22 protein-coding genes are annotated in these 21462 nt (G+C 33.5%); 3 read left to right on the forward strand and 19 right to left on the reverse strand.

Annotated elements, in window-relative coordinates; translation table 11 throughout:
* Nucleotides 1–8: 8 nt before the first annotated feature.
* Nucleotides 9–2087, reverse strand: a complete 2079-nt coding sequence (lonB, locus tag MMARC5_RS02055; protein WP_011868174.1) for an ATP-dependent protease LonB — start codon at nucleotides 2085–2087, stop codon at nucleotides 9–11.
* Between the two features lie 13 nt (nucleotides 2088–2100).
* Complete coding sequence (hycI, locus tag MMARC5_RS02060) at nucleotides 2101–2640, reverse strand: hydrogenase maturation peptidase HycI (RefSeq protein WP_011868175.1); 540 nt, start codon at nucleotides 2638–2640, stop codon at nucleotides 2101–2103.
* 115 nt (nucleotides 2641–2755) lie between these two features.
* Between hycI and MMARC5_RS02065 the strand changes: the two genes are divergently transcribed.
* Entirely contained in the window at nucleotides 2756–3283 is a 528-nt protein-coding gene (locus tag MMARC5_RS02065; protein ID WP_011868176.1) for a GNAT family N-acetyltransferase, read from the forward strand.
* Here MMARC5_RS02065 and MMARC5_RS02070 read toward each other — a convergent pair whose 3' ends face one another.
* The 7 genes from MMARC5_RS02070 to MMARC5_RS02100 all read right to left on the reverse strand — a co-directional run bounded on the left by MMARC5_RS02070 (nucleotide 3284) and on the right by MMARC5_RS02100 (nucleotide 10882).
* Entirely contained in the window at nucleotides 3284–4045 is a 762-nt protein-coding gene (locus MMARC5_RS02070) for an ABC transporter ATP-binding protein (protein ID WP_048058439.1), read from the reverse strand.
* Nucleotides 4046–4062: 17 nt separating this feature from the next.
* Complete coding sequence (locus MMARC5_RS02075) at nucleotides 4063–5109, reverse strand: FecCD family ABC transporter permease (protein WP_011868178.1); 1047 nt, start codon at nucleotides 5107–5109, stop codon at nucleotides 4063–4065.
* 110 nt (nucleotides 5110–5219) lie between these two features.
* A complete protein-coding gene (locus tag MMARC5_RS02080; RefSeq protein ID WP_011868179.1) occupies nucleotides 5220–6347 on the reverse strand; it encodes an iron ABC transporter substrate-binding protein in 1128 nt (375 codons plus the stop codon).
* Between the two features lie 145 nt (nucleotides 6348–6492).
* A complete protein-coding gene (locus MMARC5_RS02085) occupies nucleotides 6493–7614 on the reverse strand; it encodes an iron ABC transporter substrate-binding protein (RefSeq protein ID WP_011868180.1) in 1122 nt (373 codons plus the stop codon).
* A 115-nt stretch (nucleotides 7615–7729) separates the two neighbouring features.
* Entirely contained in the window at nucleotides 7730–8854 is a 1125-nt protein-coding gene (locus MMARC5_RS02090; RefSeq protein WP_011868181.1) for an iron ABC transporter substrate-binding protein, read from the reverse strand.
* A gap of 144 nt (nucleotides 8855–8998) precedes the next feature.
* Nucleotides 8999–10084 (reverse strand): class I SAM-dependent methyltransferase, encoded by a 1086-nt coding sequence (locus MMARC5_RS02095; RefSeq protein WP_011868182.1) that lies wholly within the window; start codon nucleotides 10082–10084, stop codon nucleotides 8999–9001.
* A 144-nt stretch (nucleotides 10085–10228) separates the two neighbouring features.
* Nucleotides 10229–10882, reverse strand: a complete 654-nt coding sequence (locus MMARC5_RS02100; RefSeq protein ID WP_011868183.1) for a peroxiredoxin — start codon at nucleotides 10880–10882, stop codon at nucleotides 10229–10231.
* A 224-nt stretch (nucleotides 10883–11106) separates the two neighbouring features.
* On the opposite strand from MMARC5_RS02100, the gene MMARC5_RS02105 reads away from it, so the two are divergent.
* Both MMARC5_RS02105 and dps read left to right on the forward strand, forming a co-directional pair.
* Nucleotides 11107–11916: a ZIP family metal transporter gene (locus MMARC5_RS02105; RefSeq protein ID WP_011868184.1), complete on the forward strand. Its 810-nt coding sequence runs from the start codon at nucleotides 11107–11109 to the stop codon at nucleotides 11914–11916.
* Nucleotides 11917–12038: 122 nt separating this feature from the next.
* Nucleotides 12039–12590 (forward strand): DNA protection during starvation protein, encoded by a 552-nt coding sequence (gene dps, locus MMARC5_RS02110; RefSeq protein WP_011868185.1) that lies wholly within the window; start codon nucleotides 12039–12041, stop codon nucleotides 12588–12590.
* Between the two features lie 125 nt (nucleotides 12591–12715).
* Here dps and pssA read toward each other — a convergent pair whose 3' ends face one another.
* The 10 genes from pssA to MMARC5_RS02160 form a co-directional block, all read right to left on the reverse strand.
* On the reverse strand, nucleotides 12716–13330 hold the full coding sequence (gene pssA, locus MMARC5_RS02115) for a CDP-diacylglycerol--serine O-phosphatidyltransferase (protein WP_011868186.1): 615 nt from the start codon (nucleotides 13328–13330) through the stop codon (nucleotides 12716–12718).
* A gap of 11 nt (nucleotides 13331–13341) precedes the next feature.
* Complete coding sequence (locus tag MMARC5_RS02120) at nucleotides 13342–14034, reverse strand: glycosyltransferase family 2 protein (RefSeq protein WP_011868187.1); 693 nt, start codon at nucleotides 14032–14034, stop codon at nucleotides 13342–13344.
* A 140-nt stretch (nucleotides 14035–14174) separates the two neighbouring features.
* Entirely contained in the window at nucleotides 14175–15401 is a 1227-nt protein-coding gene (locus MMARC5_RS02125) for a SufB/SufD family protein (RefSeq protein ID WP_048058440.1), read from the reverse strand.
* Nucleotides 15371–16117 (reverse strand): ABC transporter ATP-binding protein, encoded by a 747-nt coding sequence (locus tag MMARC5_RS02130; protein ID WP_011868189.1) that lies wholly within the window; start codon nucleotides 16115–16117, stop codon nucleotides 15371–15373. The genes MMARC5_RS02125 and MMARC5_RS02130 overlap by 31 nt, the downstream gene beginning before the upstream one ends.
* Complete coding sequence (afpA, locus tag MMARC5_RS02135) at nucleotides 16118–16672, reverse strand: archaeoflavoprotein AfpA (RefSeq protein ID WP_011868190.1); 555 nt, start codon at nucleotides 16670–16672, stop codon at nucleotides 16118–16120.
* Nucleotides 16673–16674: 2 nt separating this feature from the next.
* Nucleotides 16675–17268 (reverse strand): flavodoxin family protein, encoded by a 594-nt coding sequence (locus tag MMARC5_RS02140; RefSeq protein ID WP_011868191.1) that lies wholly within the window; start codon nucleotides 17266–17268, stop codon nucleotides 16675–16677.
* A gap of 162 nt (nucleotides 17269–17430) precedes the next feature.
* A complete protein-coding gene (locus MMARC5_RS02145; RefSeq protein ID WP_011868192.1) occupies nucleotides 17431–19602 on the reverse strand; it encodes a heavy metal translocating P-type ATPase in 2172 nt (723 codons plus the stop codon).
* Between the two features lie 18 nt (nucleotides 19603–19620).
* Nucleotides 19621–19836: a heavy-metal-associated domain-containing protein gene (locus tag MMARC5_RS02150; protein WP_011868193.1), complete on the reverse strand. Its 216-nt coding sequence runs from the start codon at nucleotides 19834–19836 to the stop codon at nucleotides 19621–19623.
* Nucleotides 19837–19961: 125 nt separating this feature from the next.
* Nucleotides 19962–20276, reverse strand: coding sequence for a divalent cation tolerance protein CutA (gene cutA, locus MMARC5_RS02155; protein ID WP_011868194.1), 315 nt, complete (start codon nucleotides 20274–20276; stop codon nucleotides 19962–19964).
* Between the two features lie 18 nt (nucleotides 20277–20294).
* The gene (locus MMARC5_RS02160) at nucleotides 20295–21458 is read right to left on the reverse strand and encodes an FprA family A-type flavoprotein (RefSeq protein WP_011868195.1); all 1164 of its coding nucleotides are present in this window, start codon (nucleotides 21456–21458) and stop codon (nucleotides 20295–20297) included.
* Between the last annotated feature and the right edge of the window lie 4 nt (nucleotides 21459–21462).

Below are 21462 nucleotides of genomic sequence, written 5' to 3' on the forward strand. Positions count from 1 at the left end.
ATAATCAATTATAAGTTATCTAATTCGAATACTAATGGAATTAATTCTTCGAGGCGTGTAACTGCAATTACATCGATTCCTTCTGGATCGATAACGTCTTCAAGGTTGGATTGAGGAATAATTACTCTTTTAAATCCGTATTCTTTAGCAGCATTTATTTTTTCGTTAACTCCGCCAATTGCAAGAATGTCTCCATTTAAATCAAGGCTTCCAGTTATACAGAAGTCCTGTTTTAAGGGGATATTCAGGAGTGATGAAATAATGCTTAAACATGCCGCAGCTGTTGCAGAGTCACCATCAATTTTTGAGTAGGACTGGCTAAACTGAATGTAGATTTCATGTTCTGCTAAATCAAGGTCTTCTTTTGAAAGGCCGCCTTTAGCTTTTGCAATGCTCAAGGTTCCATCAGAAACAAGCTTTTTAGATAGTGCAGATGCTAACGTGATACTGTGTTTTGCAATATCTCCACTAATATTTAGCAGATTTGTTCTAGGGTGTTTTGATTTTACAATTTTTGTAATAATTTTTGTAACATCTCCAAGCCCGTCTGCACCTAAAACTGCGAGTCCATGGATTACTCCAGTTTTTGGAACATCATTTGAAACGATATTTTTATATCTCTTGAAATTTTTCAGATAATCAATTGCAACCTGTTTTGTCATACTGTATATGCCAGTATTTACAATTTCATTGATATGTTCAAGAGAAATCACTGTTTCATCTTCTTTTTCAATAACTGGAGCTTTCGAAACAATTTTTTTATGGGATGTATCTTCACTTTTTTTAGGTTTGAATTTTCCAACAACTTTCATAATTTTTTTAGTTTTTTTCTTTTCACCAGGTTTTTCAACAGGTTTTACAGTTAATTCAGGCCCAGTTTCTTCAGACATTTCTTCAATGCTTTCAGCGAGTTCTTTACCTGTTGCAATATCGTTCGCCATTTTGATAATATTTGAAACCTGTCTTAATCTTAAAGTAAGTTTGTTTTTTGATCCTGAAAGCAACTGAGCCATTTTAACAATTTCACAACATGCTTCATAGGTCATCGGTCTTAAATTATTGTTTTTAAGTTCCTGTACAATAAATTGTAGTAATTTATCCCTGTTTTCCTGATTGTTGTCCATTTTATTTTTTAAGACAACTTTGTAGTCAATCCTGTCAAGTAATGGTGCTCTTAAATTACTTGCATCGTCCATGTTTCCAGACATTATCAATGTTAAGTCACAAGGTATTGGGTTGGTTTCAACTGAAGCACCGCTTGAATTTGGATTTCTACCGCTGATTGCAAGCTGTTTATCTTGAAGTGCAGTTAAAATGTAATCCTGAACATCAACAGGCATTGTTTTAATTTCATCCACATAAAGGATACCCTTGTGTGCTTCATGGATTGCCCCTAAAATTACTCGTTTGTGTGGTGGTGTTCCAATTGGAGGTTTTCCCCCTAGTGGACAGTGTTTAATGTCCCCGAGTAATTTTGTCGTGTTGTATGCACTTGCCCTAACAAGTGGCCTTTTTTTGCATTCGTAAAGTACCACTGGTTTTACGTCAGCAGGACTTACTGTATTTGGCATGGATGCTTTTGTAGCTCCAAATATATTTAGGAATAGTATTAAAAATACTAAAAGGGAGCCAATTACAGAAATGGCAGCAATTACTGCGAATTTGGATGACGGATCAGACAATCCATTTAATATGTAGCTCAATACAAGTGAGGAAACAATGATTCCAAGTAATAGTGTAAATATGCTTGGAGGCTGTCTCATTAATTTTGGATTTTGTGTCTGGATCGTTTCCTCAATCATTCGTCCTTCGATTAAGTCAACTATCGGTTTTTCCGAGTTTTTCATATTGGGTCGTGCGATTAAGGAGTACGGTTTAAACTCGCTTGAATGTTCTAAAAGCTGACCAAAAGCTTTTACCATCATTGATTTACCGACACCAGGGTCCCCAAGTAATAATGCATGTCTTTTATTTTTTACAGCACTCAATACTATCTTGACCGCTTCGTCCTGTCCGATAACCTGATTAATTAAGTTAGGGGAAGGTTCTGGTAATTCATCAGTCGTGTTGAATTGTACTGAAAACATAATTCACCTTGTTTTATAATAAAACAGAATCAATCTCTTCAATTAATAATTTTGAAAATTCATCTGCTTTTTCTTTTATTAGTCCAGATAATGGTTCACCAAACTCAAGATCCGTTGGTTCGATTCCTATAATTAATATTTCTGTATCAATATGAATATTAATGTACTTGATTATAATTGATAATGGGAGTGAGTGAGTTGAAAATCCGGTTTCCGAAATTTCATCACTTTCTACAATTCTTAAAGTTCCTGGTTCTTGATGCATTAATGCAGCATCAATCATCATAATTTTGTCCGGATTTTCTTTTTTGATTACATCTGTGAAATTTTCAGGAACTACTCCACAATTCATCAGGACTAATTTATCATTTACGGAATTTACTTCTTTTTCTAAGTATAAAGTCTCATAAGTTTTAGAATAGTTTTTAACTAATGATTCAACGACATAAACGCCGAATCCATCGTCACTTTTTAAATAATTTCCAATACCTAGTATTGCAATTTTATTACTGTTATTAATGAATGATTTGATAGTACTTTGGATACTTTCCAAAAATCTCACCAATTTTTATTCAGGGGTTATCTCTTCTATATATAGTAGATACTTGATTACAGTACTATATAAAAACTGCGTTTTGTTTTAAAATAATCTGATTTAGGGTGTTTTTTTGGAAAAAGTAGTTATCAGAAACGTTAGAAAAAATGATATCAATGAAATAATGAACATAGAAAATGATTCATTTGTCGAAGGCATTTCTGAAAGTAGAGACGCTTTTTTAAATCGAATAAATACATTTTCGGATGGTTTTTTAGTTTTGGAAGTTGATTCGGAAGTTTTAGGATACATTTCTTCTGAAATTTGGGAATATTTTGAAAACATCGACGAAAAAATGTTCAATTTGAATCACGATATTAAAAAAGTCCACAATATCAATGGATCAGAACTTTATATCTCATCGATAGGGGTTTTAAAAAAACACCGGAAAAAAGGATACGGGAATCTACTATTTAATGAATTAATTGAAAGAATTACAAAAAAGTATAAAATTTCAAGCATGATTCTAACGGTTTCGGCAAAATGGAATGCTGCAATTAAACTTTATGAAAAAAATGGTTTTAAAAAAATAGGTATATTAAAAGAATTTTTTGAAGATGATGAATGTTCAGATGGAATTTTAATGAGAAAATATATTTAATTAATAACCTTCTCCGGGAACTACAGTTAACTGACCGTTTAAGTCATGTATTTGGGTGTTTACACCGTATACTTCCACAATGTTTTGTGTATTGATTATTTCTTTTCCGCCTTCAGCAAAGATTTTTCCATCTTTTAACATCAAGAATTTATCTGAATACCTCAATGCAAGGTTTATATCGTGCATTACAATTATTGAAGTAATATTTTCTGAAACTGATACATCTTTTAGTATTCTCATAACTTCAAGCTGGTTTTTCAGGTCAAGATTGTTTGTAGGTTCATCAAGGAGTATTAATTTTGGCTCTTGAACGAGCACCCTTCCAATAATTACCTTTTGAAGTTCCCCGCCGCTAAGTTCATTCGTGTTTCTAAGTGCATATTTATCAAGGTCGAGAAGTTTAAGCACGTTTTCTGTAATTTCAATGTCTTTTTGTGAGATTTCCCATTTAATATGGGGTTTTCTTCCCAAAAGCAATGCATCAAATACAGTCATGTAGTTTCCATTAGACCTCTGTGGAACGTAACCTACTTTTTTTGCCAAGTCAAGCCTATCCATTTTATTTACGTCTAAGTTTTCAATAGTTATGGTTCCTTTTTTAGGTGGTAAAATCTTATTTATGCATTTTATAAGGGTTGACTTTCCAGCCCCGTTTATTCCGAGGATTGAAACGACTTCTCCTTTTTTTACTTCGAATTTAACGTCTTTTAGTATTTCAGTACTTTTGTATTTGAATTCAACTCCATCTACTGAAACAATCATGTTTTCACCAAGACTAATCATTTATACATCTTCATTAGTAAGTAAAGGAACATCGGAGCCCCTAAAAATGATGTTAATATTCCTACTGGGAGAATTATTGGAGAAATTATTGTTCTTGCAATTGTATCTGCTAAAAGTACCAATACTGCACCGAATATACTGCACAATGGAATTAAGTATCTGTAATCTCCACCGACAGTTATTCTTACAATGTGGGGACATATTAATCCAACAAATCCAATAATTCCCAAAAATGCAACGCAAACGGAAGTTACGAGGGATGCAACAAGCATTCCGGATAATCTTATTTTATCTGTGTTAACACCAAGGGATTTTGCAGTTTCCTCACCGCTTTCAAGAGCGTTATAGTCCCATCTTTTATGTATGAAGTAAATAAGTGAAACAGCGGCTACAAACGCCATAATTTTTACTTCTGGCCAGAGTGGTCTTCCAAGGTCACCAAATGACCAATAAACCATTGCAGCTAACTGCATATCATCTGCAAAGTACTGTATAAGTGTGGTTGCAGCAGTAAATAGTGAAGATATTGCAACCCCTGCAAGAATCATTGCTTCGGGACTTAATCCCTTTAATCTTGCAAGTAGTAATACTGCACAAACGCCAAGCAATGAACCAAAGAATGCAAATACGGTTATTGAATATGGATTGTTTATTGCGATATGGCCGGTACTTTCAGCACCACCAATTCCAAGGGTAATTATTGCAACGCATGCACCAAACATAGCTCCGTGAGAAATACCCATGGTAAATGGGGATGCAAGCGGGTTTCTCAAAACACATTGCATTACTGCACCTGAAACCGATAGTCCGATTCCGCAGAGTACTGCAGCAAATATTCTTGGAAGTCTAATGTTCCATATAACGAGGTTTGAAGCAGCATCTCCTGAACCAAGCAATGCATTTATGATTTGATTGATTGATAAATGGAAATCTCCAGTGCATAGTGCATAAACTGCTATTACGATTAAAGCTATAATCAGTAAAAAACCAAATATCAGTTTTTTTAAAGTATATTTTTTGTAGTCATTAACAGAACTTTCCACATTATCCCTGTTTTGGTAATAAACTTATCAAATAAGTATTATTCTAACATATAAATAGCTATTTAATATTATCAAAAAATAAATTTTTCAAAAAAAAATAGTAAATGGGATTAGTTATTGGTTAGTTCGGTATATCCTGGAAACTGGCTTTCCATTATTGAATAAACTGGTTTTCCAAGGAATTTTTCGTATATTTCATCAGCTTTTTCTTCGACATTTATATCGGAAAACTGTTCAGGATATATGGTTTTACCAACGAAATAAGCGTTTGCAATTCCTGTTTCTTTATTAAATGAATACCAGCAGTATGGTAAAACTCCGTAGACGTTTCCATTTTGAACTGCGCTCAATCCCCGATATGCAGGATCGTTTAAATCTTCATTTATTAAATTCATTGAAGATTCACTTACAAAGATGTATTCTGGATCCCATTCAAGAACCTGTTCTTTATTTACTGAAATTCCTTCACTGACGTCTGATACTTCTGAAGCTACGTTATTGGCATTCAAGAGTTCAAATGCAGGCCAGTGTGGGTCAGTTCCATCAAGACCATGAACTCCCATGTAAGGTCTGCCTGCAACGTAAACAGTAGGTTTTTCTTCATTGGATATGTCTGCTACTCTGTTCGCAAGATCAGTTTCATATTCTTCGAATATTGAGATTAATTCTTCAGCTCTATCTTCTTTTCCTAAAACTTTACCCATTAACTCTAAAGTTTCATAGTACTTTTCGTTCTGAGCTTCAGTTCCAACTGTAGCAACGTATACAATGACAACAGGAATTCCTGTTTTCGCCTGAATATCTTCTGCACTACCTGCACCCGAAGTTCCAACAAATATCACATCAGGTTGAAGTTTTGCAATTTCTTCAACGTTAACTGTGTTACCTGCGTTAACAACAGTTAAATTCATTAATTCTGGATATGCAGCAAGATATGGGAGTTCTAAACCTGAAGGGAAAGTTCCATCAGTTTTTTTTGCAGCTTCCCTAAATTCGATACCTACAACTTTATCTTGTGATTGAAGGTAAACGACTTCTCTTAACGCACAACTTAGTGCAATTATCTTTTCTGGATTTTGTGGAACCTCAACGGTTCTTCCAGCAGCATCAACAACTGTAATTGTAGTTATTTCTTCATTAGTTACTGTAGTACCACCTGTGGATTCAGTACAACCGCAGATTGCGATTGTTAGAATCATCAAGGAAGCAATAATTAACGTACCTATTTTTTTATACAAAATACCACCTGAGTTATGTAATATTTTTTAAAGATAAGTATTATTAATACATATAATTTTCTATTTTTTTGGGATAATATGGTAAAAATTTAACTTAATAACATCAAAATAGATCAAATGATTTTTAAAAAAAGAAAAAAAGAAATTATTGGTTCGAAAAGTTTAACTTTTCAAATCCGCCAAACATTTCAGCCATTTCAGAGTATACTCCTTCCCCATCTAAGAATTCGTATATTTCATCAGCTTTTGCTGCGGGATCTACATCTGAAAATGCTTCAGGATAAAGGATAGATCCAATGTAGTATGAATCTGCCATTGCAGTATCTAAGTTTGTTGTATAGTAATTAAATGGTAAAATGCCGTAAACATTTCCAGTTTCAAATGCATCAAGGGATTCATAATATTCTGGACTTTTTTCGTAGTCTTCATATACGAGTGAGAGTCCACCCTCATCGATAAAGATGAATTCTGGGTCCCATTCAAGTATTTGTTCTTTGCTTAGGAATAAGTGTTCAGTGGATGCAACTTTTGCAACGTTTTCAGTGTTCAATGCTTCAAATGGAGGATATGCACCTTCAGTACTGTCGATTCCATGAACACCTTTGTTACCTATTGCTCCAACGTAAATAGTTGGTTTTTCTTCATCAGGTATGTCAGCAGTTCTTTTATCTAAATCGTCTTGAATTCCAGTCATAAATGAAATTACATCTTGAGCTCTTTCTTCTTTTCCGAGGATTTCTCCGGAAAGGGTTAATGAATCAAATATTGCATCATTTTTGAAGTTTCCAAGTGCACCGTAACTTAATACTACAACAGGAACCCCTGTTTTTTCTTGAAGTTCGTCAGCTTTATCTGCGTCCATGTATGTTATGAATATAACATCTGGCATTACATTTAGTACTTTTTCAGGGTCGGGTCCAACGTTAATGTCTTGTGGGCCCCCGTTTCCAATTACTGTAAGTTCTGAGAATTCATCATGTGCAAGCCTGTATGGTCTTCCAATAAGATTTGTATTTTCAAATCCTTCAATACCAACCAAATACTCCGTTGCATCGAGGTAACAAATCAATCTTAAACAGCCTGGTCCAGAACATACAATTTTTTGAACATCTGCAGGAACTTCAACAGTTCTTCCAAGCAGATCTACAATTTCAATAGTGTCAGAAACTTCAGATGCGCTTGATTCGCTACTTCCAATACATCCGGAAAATGCGACAACAAGCGACATCATAAGTGCCAATATAACAGATATTATTTTTTTACTCAATATACCACCTGAATTAATATCTTTCTAAAAATGTGGTATTGTTGTTACATATATTTTTCGATTAAAATATTACTAAAAAAATAATAAAATTCTGTTTAAAAAAGAAAAAAAGAAATTATTGGTTAGAAAAGTCAAGATTTTCAAAACCACAGTAGCCTTCAGCCATTTTATCGTAAACAGCTTCGCCAACTAAGAATTCATATATTTCATCAGCTTTTTCTTCCATATTGATATCAGAAAACTGTTCAGGGTATACTACTTTTCCGATATAGTAGGCATCAGCTAATGCAGTGCCGTAATTTGTAGTGTAGTAGTTGTATGGGAACTGCGTGTACACGTTTCCATTTTTAAATGCACCAGGGGATTCATAGTATTCTGCATTTTTATCGTAGTCTTCTTTTATGAGTTCATAGCTTCCGGTATCAATGAATATAATATCTGGATTCCATTCTAAAAGCTGTTCTTTACTGATGAATACTGATTTTTCTACTCCTAAGGAACTAGCAATGTTATCTGCATTTAATGCAGCGAAAGGAGCGTAGTTACTTGATGTACTGTCAATTCCGTGAGCACCTTTGTTACAGAGTCCTCCAATGTATACTGAAGGTTTATCTTCATCTGCAATATTTTCCGTTCTTGTTAAAAGGTCGTTTTCAGCATCTGCAAAGAAATCGATTACTTCCTGAGCTCTTTCTTCTTTTTGGAGGAGAGTTCCAAGTAAGTTCAAACAAGAAACGAGATTTTCGTCATGGAATGAATTAACGTCACCATAATTTAAAATTACAACAGGAATTCCGTACTGTTCTTGAAGGTCGTCAGCCCTATCCGCATCCATGTATGTAATAAAAATAACTTCTGGAGCTGCACTTATAACCTGTTCAGGGTAAGGTCCAACACCAATTTCTTTTCCACCACCAGCTCCGGTCATGGGTAGTGATTGGAAAAATTCAACATTTGCAAGGTGATATGGCCTTCCAGTGCTATTATCTTGTTCGATAGATTCGACACCAACAACTTTGTCCTGTGCTTGAAGGTATGTTACGAGTCTAAGACATCCTGGTCCGGAACATACAATTCTTTGAATGTCTGCAGGAACTTCAACAGTTCTTCCAACCATGTCTACAATTTCAACTGTTTTAGCAACTTCAACTGAAGATTCAGCAGTGTTATCAACACAGCCTGAAAAGCTGAGTGCAATCATCAACGAAATCAAGGCTGATAAAACTCCTAATTTTTTCAAAATTTCACCCGATATTATCAATGTTCTAAAAATATGATATTTATCATACTTTTAAATTACATGTAATAATTAATACATAAAATTTTCGATATAATATGAGATATTGTTTAAAATTAAAAAATAGTATTAAAAAATAAAAAAGAATTATTTAATTTTTTTCGCAACAATGATATTGTTTGGAAACATTTCTTCGCTAAATTCAATTAATTCGTAAACCGGTTTTGTATCAAGTATTTCAAACCCCAGCCCTTCAAGATATGAAACATATTCTTCAAAAGTAAGGTCAGTATCAAAAGTATACCTTACAAGTCCTTTTCCTGTATTTTCAAAACTGTTAAAGTTCCATTCCATGTTATTTAAGTTATCTGACGTGCTTTGTGCAGATAATTTTGGAAAAGCCTGTTTTGTAACGAATATTCCACCTACATTCAAAGCTCGATGTACTTTTTCAGCAACTTTTGGATTTTTTCCGCCCGGATTGTATGAGCTAAAAATTACGTCGTAATTTTCGCCAAATTCATCTGTAAAGAAATTTCCCGGAATTGTATCAACGTTTTTCGCATCGTATTTTTCTATGAATTTTTTGGTTTCAAGTGTAACCTCTGGCAAATCAAAAACAAATGCATCTAAATTTTCATTTAACATTCCAAGGCTTATCCCATAGAGCCCATGGCCTCCCGCAATATCGAGAAGTTTTTTTGCGGATTTAAATTCAGAAAATTTAGCTACATATTCAACAGTTTTTTGAAGTTCCCAGCATTTGGTGTCATTTGCCATTCTTTTAATAATTTCTGGGAAAAATACGGTTTCCGTGATTTCGCTTTTAGAGCCGTTCATTATTTCGGATAATTTTGTCCATCTATCCATGCTGTTAAATGAGGCGGAAATAGAGGGGCTTTTTGAGTGTATGGAGTCCGTTTTTAGGTAATTATCGCTTCCAGTTGTGTTGATATAATGAGTTTCGCCATTTTTTGAAGCTATTGAAATAATTCCAAGTTCATAGAGTGATTTTAACATCAATTCGGTTAAAACAGGATCTAGATCTAAAATTGATGATAATTCTTCAGATGTTTTTGAGTCAGACAAATAATCAAATATTTTTAATTCGAGTGCAGTTTTCAATAAATAGAATTTCTGAGCTCCAAAATAAGTTTCACTCATTATTTTATCGATTTTTTCAGGGCTTTCATCCGGAAGCGGAAATGAATTTTGATATTTTTCACTATTCAAAGAAATCACCAGTTTTGAAAATATTTTTTAAAAATAGATTAAAACGAATATATATATATCTATTCATACTAATTCTATAAAAATAATATAAAATTACATATTTAAATTATATGATTAAATTTTAGTTAAAAAATAAAAAGGGAATTATTCTTTTAAATCAGTATAACAGAACCACCAGTCGTATCCTTCAAGTTCTCCACTTTTACAGGCTTCCAATCTATTTTTTCGAGCATCCATATTATTTGCAGGCGGAACTATTACTTTTTCATTTAAGAAATCATTTTCTGGCCAGTTCGCAGGTGTTGCATAGCCTTTGTCTGCAGTTTGAAGTGCTTTTACAAGTCTTACAACTTCATCCATATTTCTACCAACTTCTTGTGGGTAGTATATTATTGCACGAATTGTTCCTGTAGCATCGACTACAAATACTGCCCTGACAGTATTATTTCCCTTATATGGGCTTATCATTCCAAGTTTTACTGCTAACTCTCCCCTATCATCAGCAATTATTGGAAATTCTATGTCAACGTCGAGTTTTTCTTTTATCCACTCTACCCATTTTATATGGCTAAAGACCTGATCAATACTCAATCCGATTAATTCAGTATTTAATGATCTGAATTGGTCGTATCTTTTTTGAAATGCAACAAACTCTGTAGTGCAAACTGGCGTGAAGTCTCCTGGATGACTAAATAAAACAAACCATTTTCCAGCTTCTATATAATGTTCAGGCAATTTTAATTTTCCATGGGTCGTTATAACTTCAACTTCTGGAAATTTTTCTCCAATTACAACCATCATACCCCTCTAAAATGTTTAAAAATGTACAAATAAAATTTGAAATTTGCCCGATATATAGATTTTGACATGTTTTTAAAAATAAATTTTAGTTTCAAATTTGATCAAAAATGTATTACATTTTTAAAATACTTGGGAGATTTATATACTCCAAAAATAATATTTTTTAATAGGGGAATACTCAAAAACCTATTTTTTTAAGTTTAAATCATTGAGGGAAATATATGGTGCTTTTAACTTCATACAATCCCGTGGTTCTTGCGTTACTAGCAACCATATTTACCTGGTTAGTGACCGCACTTGGGGCATCTTTAGTATATCTTACAAAAACTGTTAATCGAAAACTGCTTGATATTTCACTAGGGTTTGCCGCAGGAATTATGATTGCCGCAAGTTTTTGGTCGTTACTTGCCCCAGCAATTGAACTTTCAAATAGTATGGGTAATTTAACATGGTTTCCTGCAAGTTTTGGTTTTTTAATTGGCGCATTTTTCCTTGCAGGGGTTGATAAAATAGTTCCGCATCTTCATAGGGGCCAGCCCTTAAAAGAAGCAGAAGGTCCAAAAACAACGTGGCATAAAAATCGACTTCTTTTACTGGCTGTAACAATTCATAATATTCCAGAAGGGCTTGCTGTGGGAATTGCATTTGGTGCACTTGCTTTAAACATGTCTATTGATTCTTTAATGGCGGCAATTGTTCTTGCACTGGGTATAGGGATCCAAAATTTTCCAGAAGGAATTGCAGTTAGTTTTCCTTTAAGGGGGGAAGGGCTATCGAAAAATAAAAGTTTTTTTTATGGACAACTTTCTGCAATTGTGGAACCTATTGCAGGTGTTTTAGGGGCTTTTTTAATTACTATTTTTACCCCAATACTCCCATATGCACTAAGTTTTGCAGCAGGTGCCATGATGTTTGTAGTAATTGAAGATATAATTCCAGAATGTCAAAGGGAAGGAAACATAGATAGTGCAACAATAGCAGCAATTTTTGGTTTTATAGTAATGATGATATTAGATGTGGCTTTGGGATAAAACATAAAACTCGTTTAAAACCTTTAAAATTTAATTTTAACATTTAATTGTCCCCATATTCTTTTTTACATGGTAAAATATATTAATTTCTAAAAAATGAATATTATATGGGGGTGAATAGTATGGCACAAGTATCTCGTGAAATGGTAGAAAATTCAGGCATTAATGTAGATGAACTGGTTGAACTTCTGGTTAAGAATGCTGCTGCCGAATTAACCACATTTTACTACTATACTATATTGAGAATTAATTTAATTGGATTAGAGGGGGAAGGCCTTAAAGAAATTGCAGAAACAGCTAGAATTGAAGATAGAAATCATTTTGAAGCACTAGTTCCAAGAATCTACGAATTGGGTGGATCGCTTCCAAAAGATATGAAAGATTTCCACGATATATCTGGTTGTCCACCTGCATATTTGCCAGATGACATTACAGATATCAATAAGCTAATGAAAGTTTTATTGCAGGCAGAACAATGTGCAGTTAAGCAGTATACAAAAATTTGCAACATGACTGCAGGAAAAGATCACAGAACGTATGATCTTGCTTTGGCAATATTGAATGAAGAAATTCAGCATGAATCATGGTTTTCAGAATTTTTAGGTGATGGGCCATCAGGACACTTCCTTAGAAAAGGAAAAACGTCTCCATTCGTATCTAAATTTTTAGAATAACCTAATTAACTATTCTTTTTATATTTAAAAAGATTTTTGGAAAATTAAAAATCTTATTTTAGATATTTCCTATTTTTTATCAATTTTTCAAAAAAAGTATATTTTATTTTAAATTAATTAAATTTTTAAAATCTTATTTTGAATATTCCATAAAGAACATATAATAAAGCACACAATGCGAGCGGTTCAATAAAACCAAACATTGAAAGTATTATCGATATCCCAAATATTGCTAAAAGTGGCTTTTTCGGATATTTTGGATAGGTAATGTCTGATATCATAAGAATGCCTGCAATAATTGCAATAATTGAAACTATGTATTCGGATCCAAAATTGTATTTTAAAAACACCTGGCTTAACACACATAAAAACAATGCAGCAGCAGGAATTGGAAGTCCAATAAAATGTTTTACATCAAGGATTCCAAATCTTGCAAGCCTTAAAGCGCCCCCTATTAAAAATACAATTGATGCAAAAATTACGGCGGTTGAATCAAAGTAATAATAAATTAAATATGCTGGAGCGACACCAAAACTTACAACATCGCAAATACTATCTAGTTCTGCACCAAAATCAGAAACCGTGTTTGTTTTTCTCGCAACAATTCCATCAAGTGCATCAAACACAATTGAAATATAAACAAAACGAAAATCGTGGAGAAGTATTGCAAGCATCCCGAAAATAATGTTTATAACTGTTACATAATCCGAAATCGTGATTATGTTTCTAATTTTGAACATGTTTATCGCCGTTAAATCAATTTTTGAATCAATAATTTAAATAGGATTTTAAAGCCAGTAATGACATTCGTTCCTCTTGCCATCGAATATTCTGTATAAATCGTTTTTATGGGTACTTCTTTAAATTTGAGATTATTTTTTTTGAAAAGGACTATAAATTCTGATGATACCTCGTATCTATTGCTTTTAAGCTGTTTTGAAACTATTTCCGCAGCATTATATGAAAAAGCCCTTAGCCCCCCTTGGCTATCGGTAACCATTTGTCCGCCCATAAGATAGGTTATAAAATTTAAACCCCAATTTCCTATTTTTTTAATAAATGGCATATTTTTTAGTTCATTTTCATCAATAAGTCTGCTTCCAACAACAACATCAAAATTATCTTCAATTATTGGTTCTGAAACTTTAATTATATCGTTTGGATCGTGCTGTCCGTCTGCATCAAAGGTTACTATTGCTTTTGGATTGTATTTTATTGCACATTTTAAGCCGGTTTTAAGTGCTCCACCAAGTCCTCTATTAATAATATGTTTACAAACGATTACATCTTCTGAGATTGCGAGTTTTTCAGTTTTGTCCCTACTTCCATCGTCAACTACAATGATATTTTCATAACCGTGGCTTTTTAGGTTGATTAATGTATTTTTAATCATTTTTTCTTCATTATATGCCGGAATTACAACAAAAATATCATTTTTTTCCATACTATCCCGAATCGTTTGAATATTTTAAATTCTTTATTTATATTTAAGCTGGTCATATATAAAAAAAGTTATTATATAAATAAACTGTTATTTTGTAAATTTTAAAAAAGTTAAGAAATATTTAAAAAAGAAGAATGCATTTACATTGCATTTTCAAGGGTCATATCCATCATTTCTTTAACGGATTTTGCAAGTTCTGGTGGAAGTCCCGAAATGTCCACGCTTAAGAATCCTTTAATAATCAATGAAGCTGCTTCATCTTCGCTTAAGCCCCTTGACATCAAATACATAATCTGATCTTCTGCAATTTTCCCAACTGCCGCTTCGTGCGATAGTTCTAGGTCAGTTTTTTCAGCTTCAAGTTCTGGAACTGCTAAAATATGTCCCTCATTTGATAAAATTAGGCCCCTGCACTCAAGGTGTCCTTTAACGTGCGATTCTGCACCTACAAGATGGCCCCGGGATATAACTTCTGCATCATCTACAACGATAACCCTTGAAATCATGTCTGCAGCTGAATTTTCACCCGAAAGGATGACTCTTGAGCCCATATCCAGTTTTGAGTCACCTTTTCCATACACAATCGTTTGGAATGTTGCTTTAGCATTTTTTCCTTCACAGTATGCAGTAGGATAGCTTTGAATGGATTTTACTGGCATCATTGTAACGTAATTGTTAATGAATATCGAATCATCATCCATTTTTACTGCAGTTCTGGGTCTTACGTGTACGTTTTCCCCCCAGTTGTGAATCATTGTAAATGTAAGTTTTGCATTCTTTCCAATATATATTTCAGAAACTCCTAAGTGAAGTCCAGATTTTACGTGCGGGGATGTAGTACAACCAGTAATTAAATTTAATTCGGCTCCATCTTCAACAATGATAATGTTGTGGACGTTTTGAGATACTTCTTCACTGCCGATTAAAAGGCAAGTTTGAAGAGGAATTGTTTTTTTAACGCCTTTTGGAGCTCTGATAAAGTATCCTTCGGTAAGTTCGTTTGCAACTCTGGCTCCGTACTTATCACTCATTTTTACAGCACTCCAGTAGTAGTCGTCAAGTTCGAATTTTTCAAGAGCTTCGGTGATAGGCATAATTATAATATCTGAATACATTTTGGAGTATACTGCATCACTATTTACCTGAACGTAGGATCCGATGGTGTTTTTCTCTTCAATATCTACACCCACATTTGCAAGAGCTTTTTTGTGATCATCACTTAACTCTTTCAATGAATCTACTTTCAAAAGGTTTTCTTTTGGTGTGGGGTACATGCTTAAATCAATATCTTCTCCGAATTTTGCAGAAACGTCCTTGTATTTCTGAGCCATTTCTTTTACTTGTTGCAACTTTTTTTCTGACAGCATGAAACACACCTCTGGTATCCGTTTTTGATAATTTCATTTAAAATTTCATCAGGTGTTCCTGAACATGCAATTACTCCGTCTAAGAGTACGTGAGCTTTATCAACTTCCATGAAATTAAGGATATACCCGAGGTGGGTTATGATAAGTCCTGATTTATTTCTTTCACTTGGTTTTTTATTTTTATCGAGTAAATGATTGATAATTCCACCAAGGATCTCTACATTTTCAACGTCAACACCACTATCCGGTTCATCAAACATTACAAGATCAGGGTTTTGTGCGAAAATCTGTAATAATTCAGATCTCTTAACTTCGCCACCTGAAAAACCAACGTTTAGGTCTCTCGAGTAGAAATGCCGGATATTTAATTTTTCAGCCATTTCTTCCATTTCTTCATCACTTCTATTCGAAATGGCATTTATCATTGTTTCAAGCCTTACTCCTGAAATTGCAGGCGGTGATTGATAAGAAATACCGATTCCAAGCAATGCTCGTTCATGCATTGGCATATCCGTTATTTCTTTTCCCTTAAAGTAAATGTTTCCTCTTACAACTTCGTATTTTGGGTTTCCAAGGATCGTATTGAGTAATGTGGATTTTCCCGCCCCATTAGGTCCGAATAAAACATGAGTTTCTCCTTTGTCGATATAAAGGTGAATATCTTTTAAAATTTCCTTTTCACCCACCTTAACTGACAAGTCTTCGATTTGTAGCATTTAATCACCTTTAATATGTTTTAGCAATGCCTCTCTAATCTCATCCACGTTTTCCAGTACAGTAATGCTCTGCATTTTCTTAAGTACATTAACATTTTCTACATCTGTATCTCTAATATATAGCTTTAGTGTTTTACCCCCGGGGAGAATTGTTTCTATCTCTTCTTTTTTGTTATCTGGAGGGTAGATATATGTTGGAACCATTGCTTTTGTTCCTTGTGCAACTGAATTCGTAATCAAAGTGTCAGCAACCCCATGTGCTATTTTTGCAACACTGTTTGCAGTTACTGGCGCAACCAAAAATAAATCGTATTTTCCAGTTTGCAACATTCCGGGTAAGAATGGAGCGTTTGAATTTACTTCTTTTCGAATATTATAAAAAGTATCTTTTAATTTACCCATTAATTTATACCAGTTAAGTACCATTTCTGCACTTTTTGAGTAGTATATATCTACATCTAACTCTTCATGTTCTTTTTTTAATTCAATAATCATTTCAACGATTTCTTCGATTTTATCGCCACAACCAGTAATGCCCCAAGCTACTTTAACCATTTTTATTCACCCTTTTCAATTAAACAATTTTGAAATTTTTTAAGGGTTCTTTTAAGAGTTCTTATTCCTTCAGAATCTTCTTCAACCCCTTTTCTGCCCTGATCCTGGGACCAAAACGTAGCGCCCAAATTAGAACCAAAAGAACCGCCACTTATTGGAATTACTCCGTTTAGTATGTAAAAGTCATGAATGGTTTTTAATACAACTTCTTGGCCACCGTTTCTGTCACCGCCAACAGAAAGCCCAATTCCATGTTTATTCCTTAAAACATCTATATCTTCTGCAAATATTGCCCTACATCTATCCATAATTGTTTTTAACTGCCCGGAAACTGTTCCGTTATAACAAGGACTTCCCAAAATTACTGCATCAGCCCATTTTAATCCATCATAGATTTCTTGCATGCCATCTTTATGAACACAGCCTTTTTTCGTTCTCAAACAGTAATCACAATGTATGCAAAATTCAATTTTCTTTTGAAAAACTGAGATGTATCTAGTTTCGAATCCTTTATCTTTTAAATAATCAAGTGCGTAATTTACAGCAAAATGAGTTCCTTCCTTTCTCGGGCTTCCAGATATTCCAAGGATTTTCATAAAAACACCTATTCATTAAAAAATATTTACGATAATATGTTGATAAGAATTTAAATCCATATTAGTTAATATATTTCTATATAATTTATCTTTTTGTATTGGTTCTGATTTTAAAATGCAAAATTGCGACTATTTTGAACTTGAAACAAATATTTTAAGATATTATTTCCAAGGATCGTACCTTTTCAAAAGTAAGGACAATCCAATAATTGTTATGGAACTCAAAGTCATCGCAAAAGCTGCAAGTTCGGGTTCAAACCTGATATTATATGAATAAAGAGCACCAGCAGCAACAGGGATTAAAATCGAGTTGTATGCAAAAGCCCAGAACAGATTTAATTTGATCTGTTTTAGTACTCGTTTACTCAATTTTACAAATCCTGTAACATATTTCAAATCGTCATTCATTAAAACGACTTCACCGGTTTCAATTGCGATATCAGTTCCACTTCCAACTGCAATTCCAACATCTGCAGTAGAAAGGGCAGGGGCATCATTTATACCATCACCAATAAATTCAACGTAACCTCCTGCGGTTTCCTGAATTGATTTGACAATTTCAGCCTTTTTTTCAGGCAAAACATTTGAAAATACGTGATCTTCTAAAATACCAACTTCTTTTCCAATAACTTTTGCAGTTTTTTCATTGTCTCCCGTAATCATGTAGGATTCAATGCCCATTTCACGCAAATTTTGAATCGTAATTTTCGCATTTTCTTTTATTTTATCAGATATTGCAATTATCCCAATTATTTTATTCTCAAGGGCAACAATTATCACGGTTTTTGCATTTTCCTCTAATCGCGATATTTTTTTGTTATAATCCTCATTTATCGAAAGATTATTTTCTTCCATAAGGCGCCTGTTCCCTATGAAAACCCTCTGATCTTTTAATACCCCAATAACGCCCATTCCCGTAATTGATTCAAATTTTTCAGGTTCTTGAAGTGAAATATTTAATTCATCAGCTTTTTTAACAATTGCAATTGCCAAAGGATGCTCAGAATTTTTTTCGAAGGACCCTGCAATTACTAAGAGTTCTTCTTTAGTGTAATCCGTAATTATTTCATCAACTTCAGGTTCTCCTTTTGTGATGGTTCCAGTTTTATCAAAAATCATACATTTGAGGTTTCCTGCAACATCAAATACTTTACTATCTTTAATCAAAATACCAAGTTCGGCCCCCCTTCCAACACCAACCGTTATTGCGGTAGGTGTGGCAAGTCCAAGAGCACAAGGGCATGCAATTACCATTACAGAAATAAAAGTAGTTACTGCAAGTAATATTCCGCCGTTAAAAAACCAGTATAATGATGAAACAATTGCAATTGTAAATACGAGGGGAATAAAGTAAGAAACTGCTTTATCGGCTAGATTTTGAATACCGGATTTTGAAATCTGGGCATTTTTAACAAGCTGAATTATTTGAGACAATACTGTATCTTTTCCAATCTTTTCAGCGGTTATTTTTAAAATTCCATTTTTATTTATCGTTCCCCCAATTACAGAATCTCCTTTTTTCTTGGGGTTTGGGATCGGTTCACCGGTAATCATTGATTCATCAACATACGAATCTCCATCAAAAACAGTCCCATCAACTGCAATCTTTTCCCCGGGGCGAATAAATATAATATCCCCAACAATAACGTCTTCAATTGGAATTTCAAGTTCTTCATCATTTCTAATAACTTTTGCAGTTTTTACCTGTAAACCCATTAATTTTTTAATCGCTTCGGAGGTTCTACCTTTTGCACGCTCTTCTAAATATCTTCCAAGGGTTAAAAGCGTTGCAAGCATGATTGTTGTATCATAAAACATGAAATTCATTGGAAGAAGTCCGAAAGTTACAAGCAGTGCTGAGACATATGCAACCCCCATTCCAAGGGAGTACATTACGTCCATGTTTAGGGACTTAACTTTAAGCGAATTAAATCCTACTTTAAAAATAGGGAGCGCAATGTATATCAACGGTGGAAGTGACACTAAAAATGCTAAATATGGTTTATATGGAATTTCTAGGTACATCATTGAGAACAGTGCAATTGAAAAAATTGCCCCCACAATTATTTTTTTGAGTTTTTCCTTGAGTTCCACGTCTTTATCCGGTAATTCTTCAACTTCTTCTGCAATTCCAAGGACTTCATAGCCTAAACTTTCAATTTTTATCCCGATATCTTCGATACTAACGATTTTTTCATCAAAATTGATAACTGCACTCTCATCCAGCAAATTTACAGTTATACTTTCAACGCCATCCATCTTCGAGACAGATTTTTCAATTGTTTTTACACAAACTGCACAGGTCATTCCGGAAATTTTCAGTTTTACTTCCATAAGGAATCCCCAAATTTATTAAATTAGTTTTTCTGCAGGGTAGAGTTCAAAAGCTTCATTTTTTAAAATTTTTTCTTCATTTAATATATTTTCATCGTAAGTTATTATTCCCTTTCCATTTTCTAAGTCGATATCAACAGTTATTATTCCTTCAAGTTCACTTAAAAGGTTTTTAATGGTTTTTACACACATCTGACAGCTCATTCCACTTATTTTTAATTTTAATTCTTTCATCCCAATCACCATACAATAAATTTAATTAAAAATAATTATGATTGTGCAAGTATATAACACTCCCATGTAAGTATAATTAAAATAAATGGCGGTAATTTTGGAATTAAAAGTTCAAAAAAGATTAATTATTTGGTTGTATCGCAGATCCAAGTTTTGAATTCTTCGTTTGAATCATCGATAGTTATTTTTAAGATTACTGGAGTTTCAAATGGGTGTATTTCATTAATCATGTCTTTTAAGACATCCCACTTGTTTTCAGCAGTTTTTAAAAATGCTCCAACTTCAGTTTTTATTACAATGTCACCATATTCAAAATAGTGTGCTTCATGTTCTCTTAAATTTGCACAGGCTATCATTTTTTTCTCCAAAAGGTATCCTACGATAGATTTCGCATTTTCAAGGCTTGGAAATGTTGTATAAACTAGTGTCGGTTTACCCATTAGTTATCCCCTCATTTTTTACATTTTCGCAAGTTTTTTTCCAAATTCGTAGCATTTTTTAAGATGTTCTTCATCCGGAACAAATCTGCAAGTTAGGCATTCGTCTTCTACAGGATCAAAAGATAATATGTTGAAAGTATTTTTAATATGTTTTGTAGCACTCTCTGCCCAGCCATAAGAACCAAATGCTACTGCAATTTTTTTATTTGGTTTCAATCCTTCCATATATTTTAAAAATCTGGCAACTTCGGGATATAAATTAATATTGAGCGTAGGAGAACCTACAAGCACATATTTTGCATCCAGAATTTCTGCAATTATTTTACTTATTGGAGTTTCAGATATTTTATAGACTTTAACTTCCACATTACCCTCCATTAGGCCTTCTGCGATTGAAAGACCGATTTTTTCAGTTGATTTGTACATTGTATCGTATACAATTATGGCCTTTTCAGAAACATCGTTCGATGCAAATTCAAGATATTTTTCTTTAATTTTTGAAATATCGTCTTTCCAGATAATGCCGTGAGAAGGACAGATTAAATCAGTTTCAAGAGTATCTACTGTTTTAACCGCATTTGGGATAAGTGTCCTGTAAGGAAGAAGTATATTTGCAAAGTACTCTTTTGCAGAATCTATTGCATAATCGATTTCAAAGTCAAATCGTTCACTTGATGCGATGTGCTGTCCAAATGCATCGTTTGAAAACAGTATTTTATCTTCAGGGCAATATGTTACCATGTTGTCTGGCCAGTGGAGCATCGGAGTTTTAACAAATGTTAAATTTCTATTTCCAATATTTGTTGAATCTCCAGAATCAACGATTATATATTCCCAATCTTTTGTAGTGTAGTGCAATTCCAGATGTTCTTTTGCTTTTGCGTTTGTTATTATTGTAGCTTTTGAAATTTCCATAATTTTTTCTAAAGAACTGCTGTGATCCATTTCAACGTGGTTTACAACGATATAATCTATTTTTTCAGGATCAACTATTTTTTTAATTCTACTGTAAAATTCGTCAAACATGTATTTTTTTACAGTATCTATCAAAACAATATTTTCATCCACAATTAGGTATGAATTGTAGCTGGAACCGTCTTTAGTTTCGTAACCGTGAAATTCTCTGATATTCCAGTCGATTGCCCCTACCCAGTAGACATCTTCTTTTAAAACAACTGCCATAACC

The organism is Methanococcus maripaludis C5 (assembly GCF_000016125.1).
GTDB classification, from domain to species: domain Archaea; phylum AGJL01; class Methanococci; order Methanococcales; family Methanococcaceae; genus Methanococcus; species Methanococcus maripaludis_D.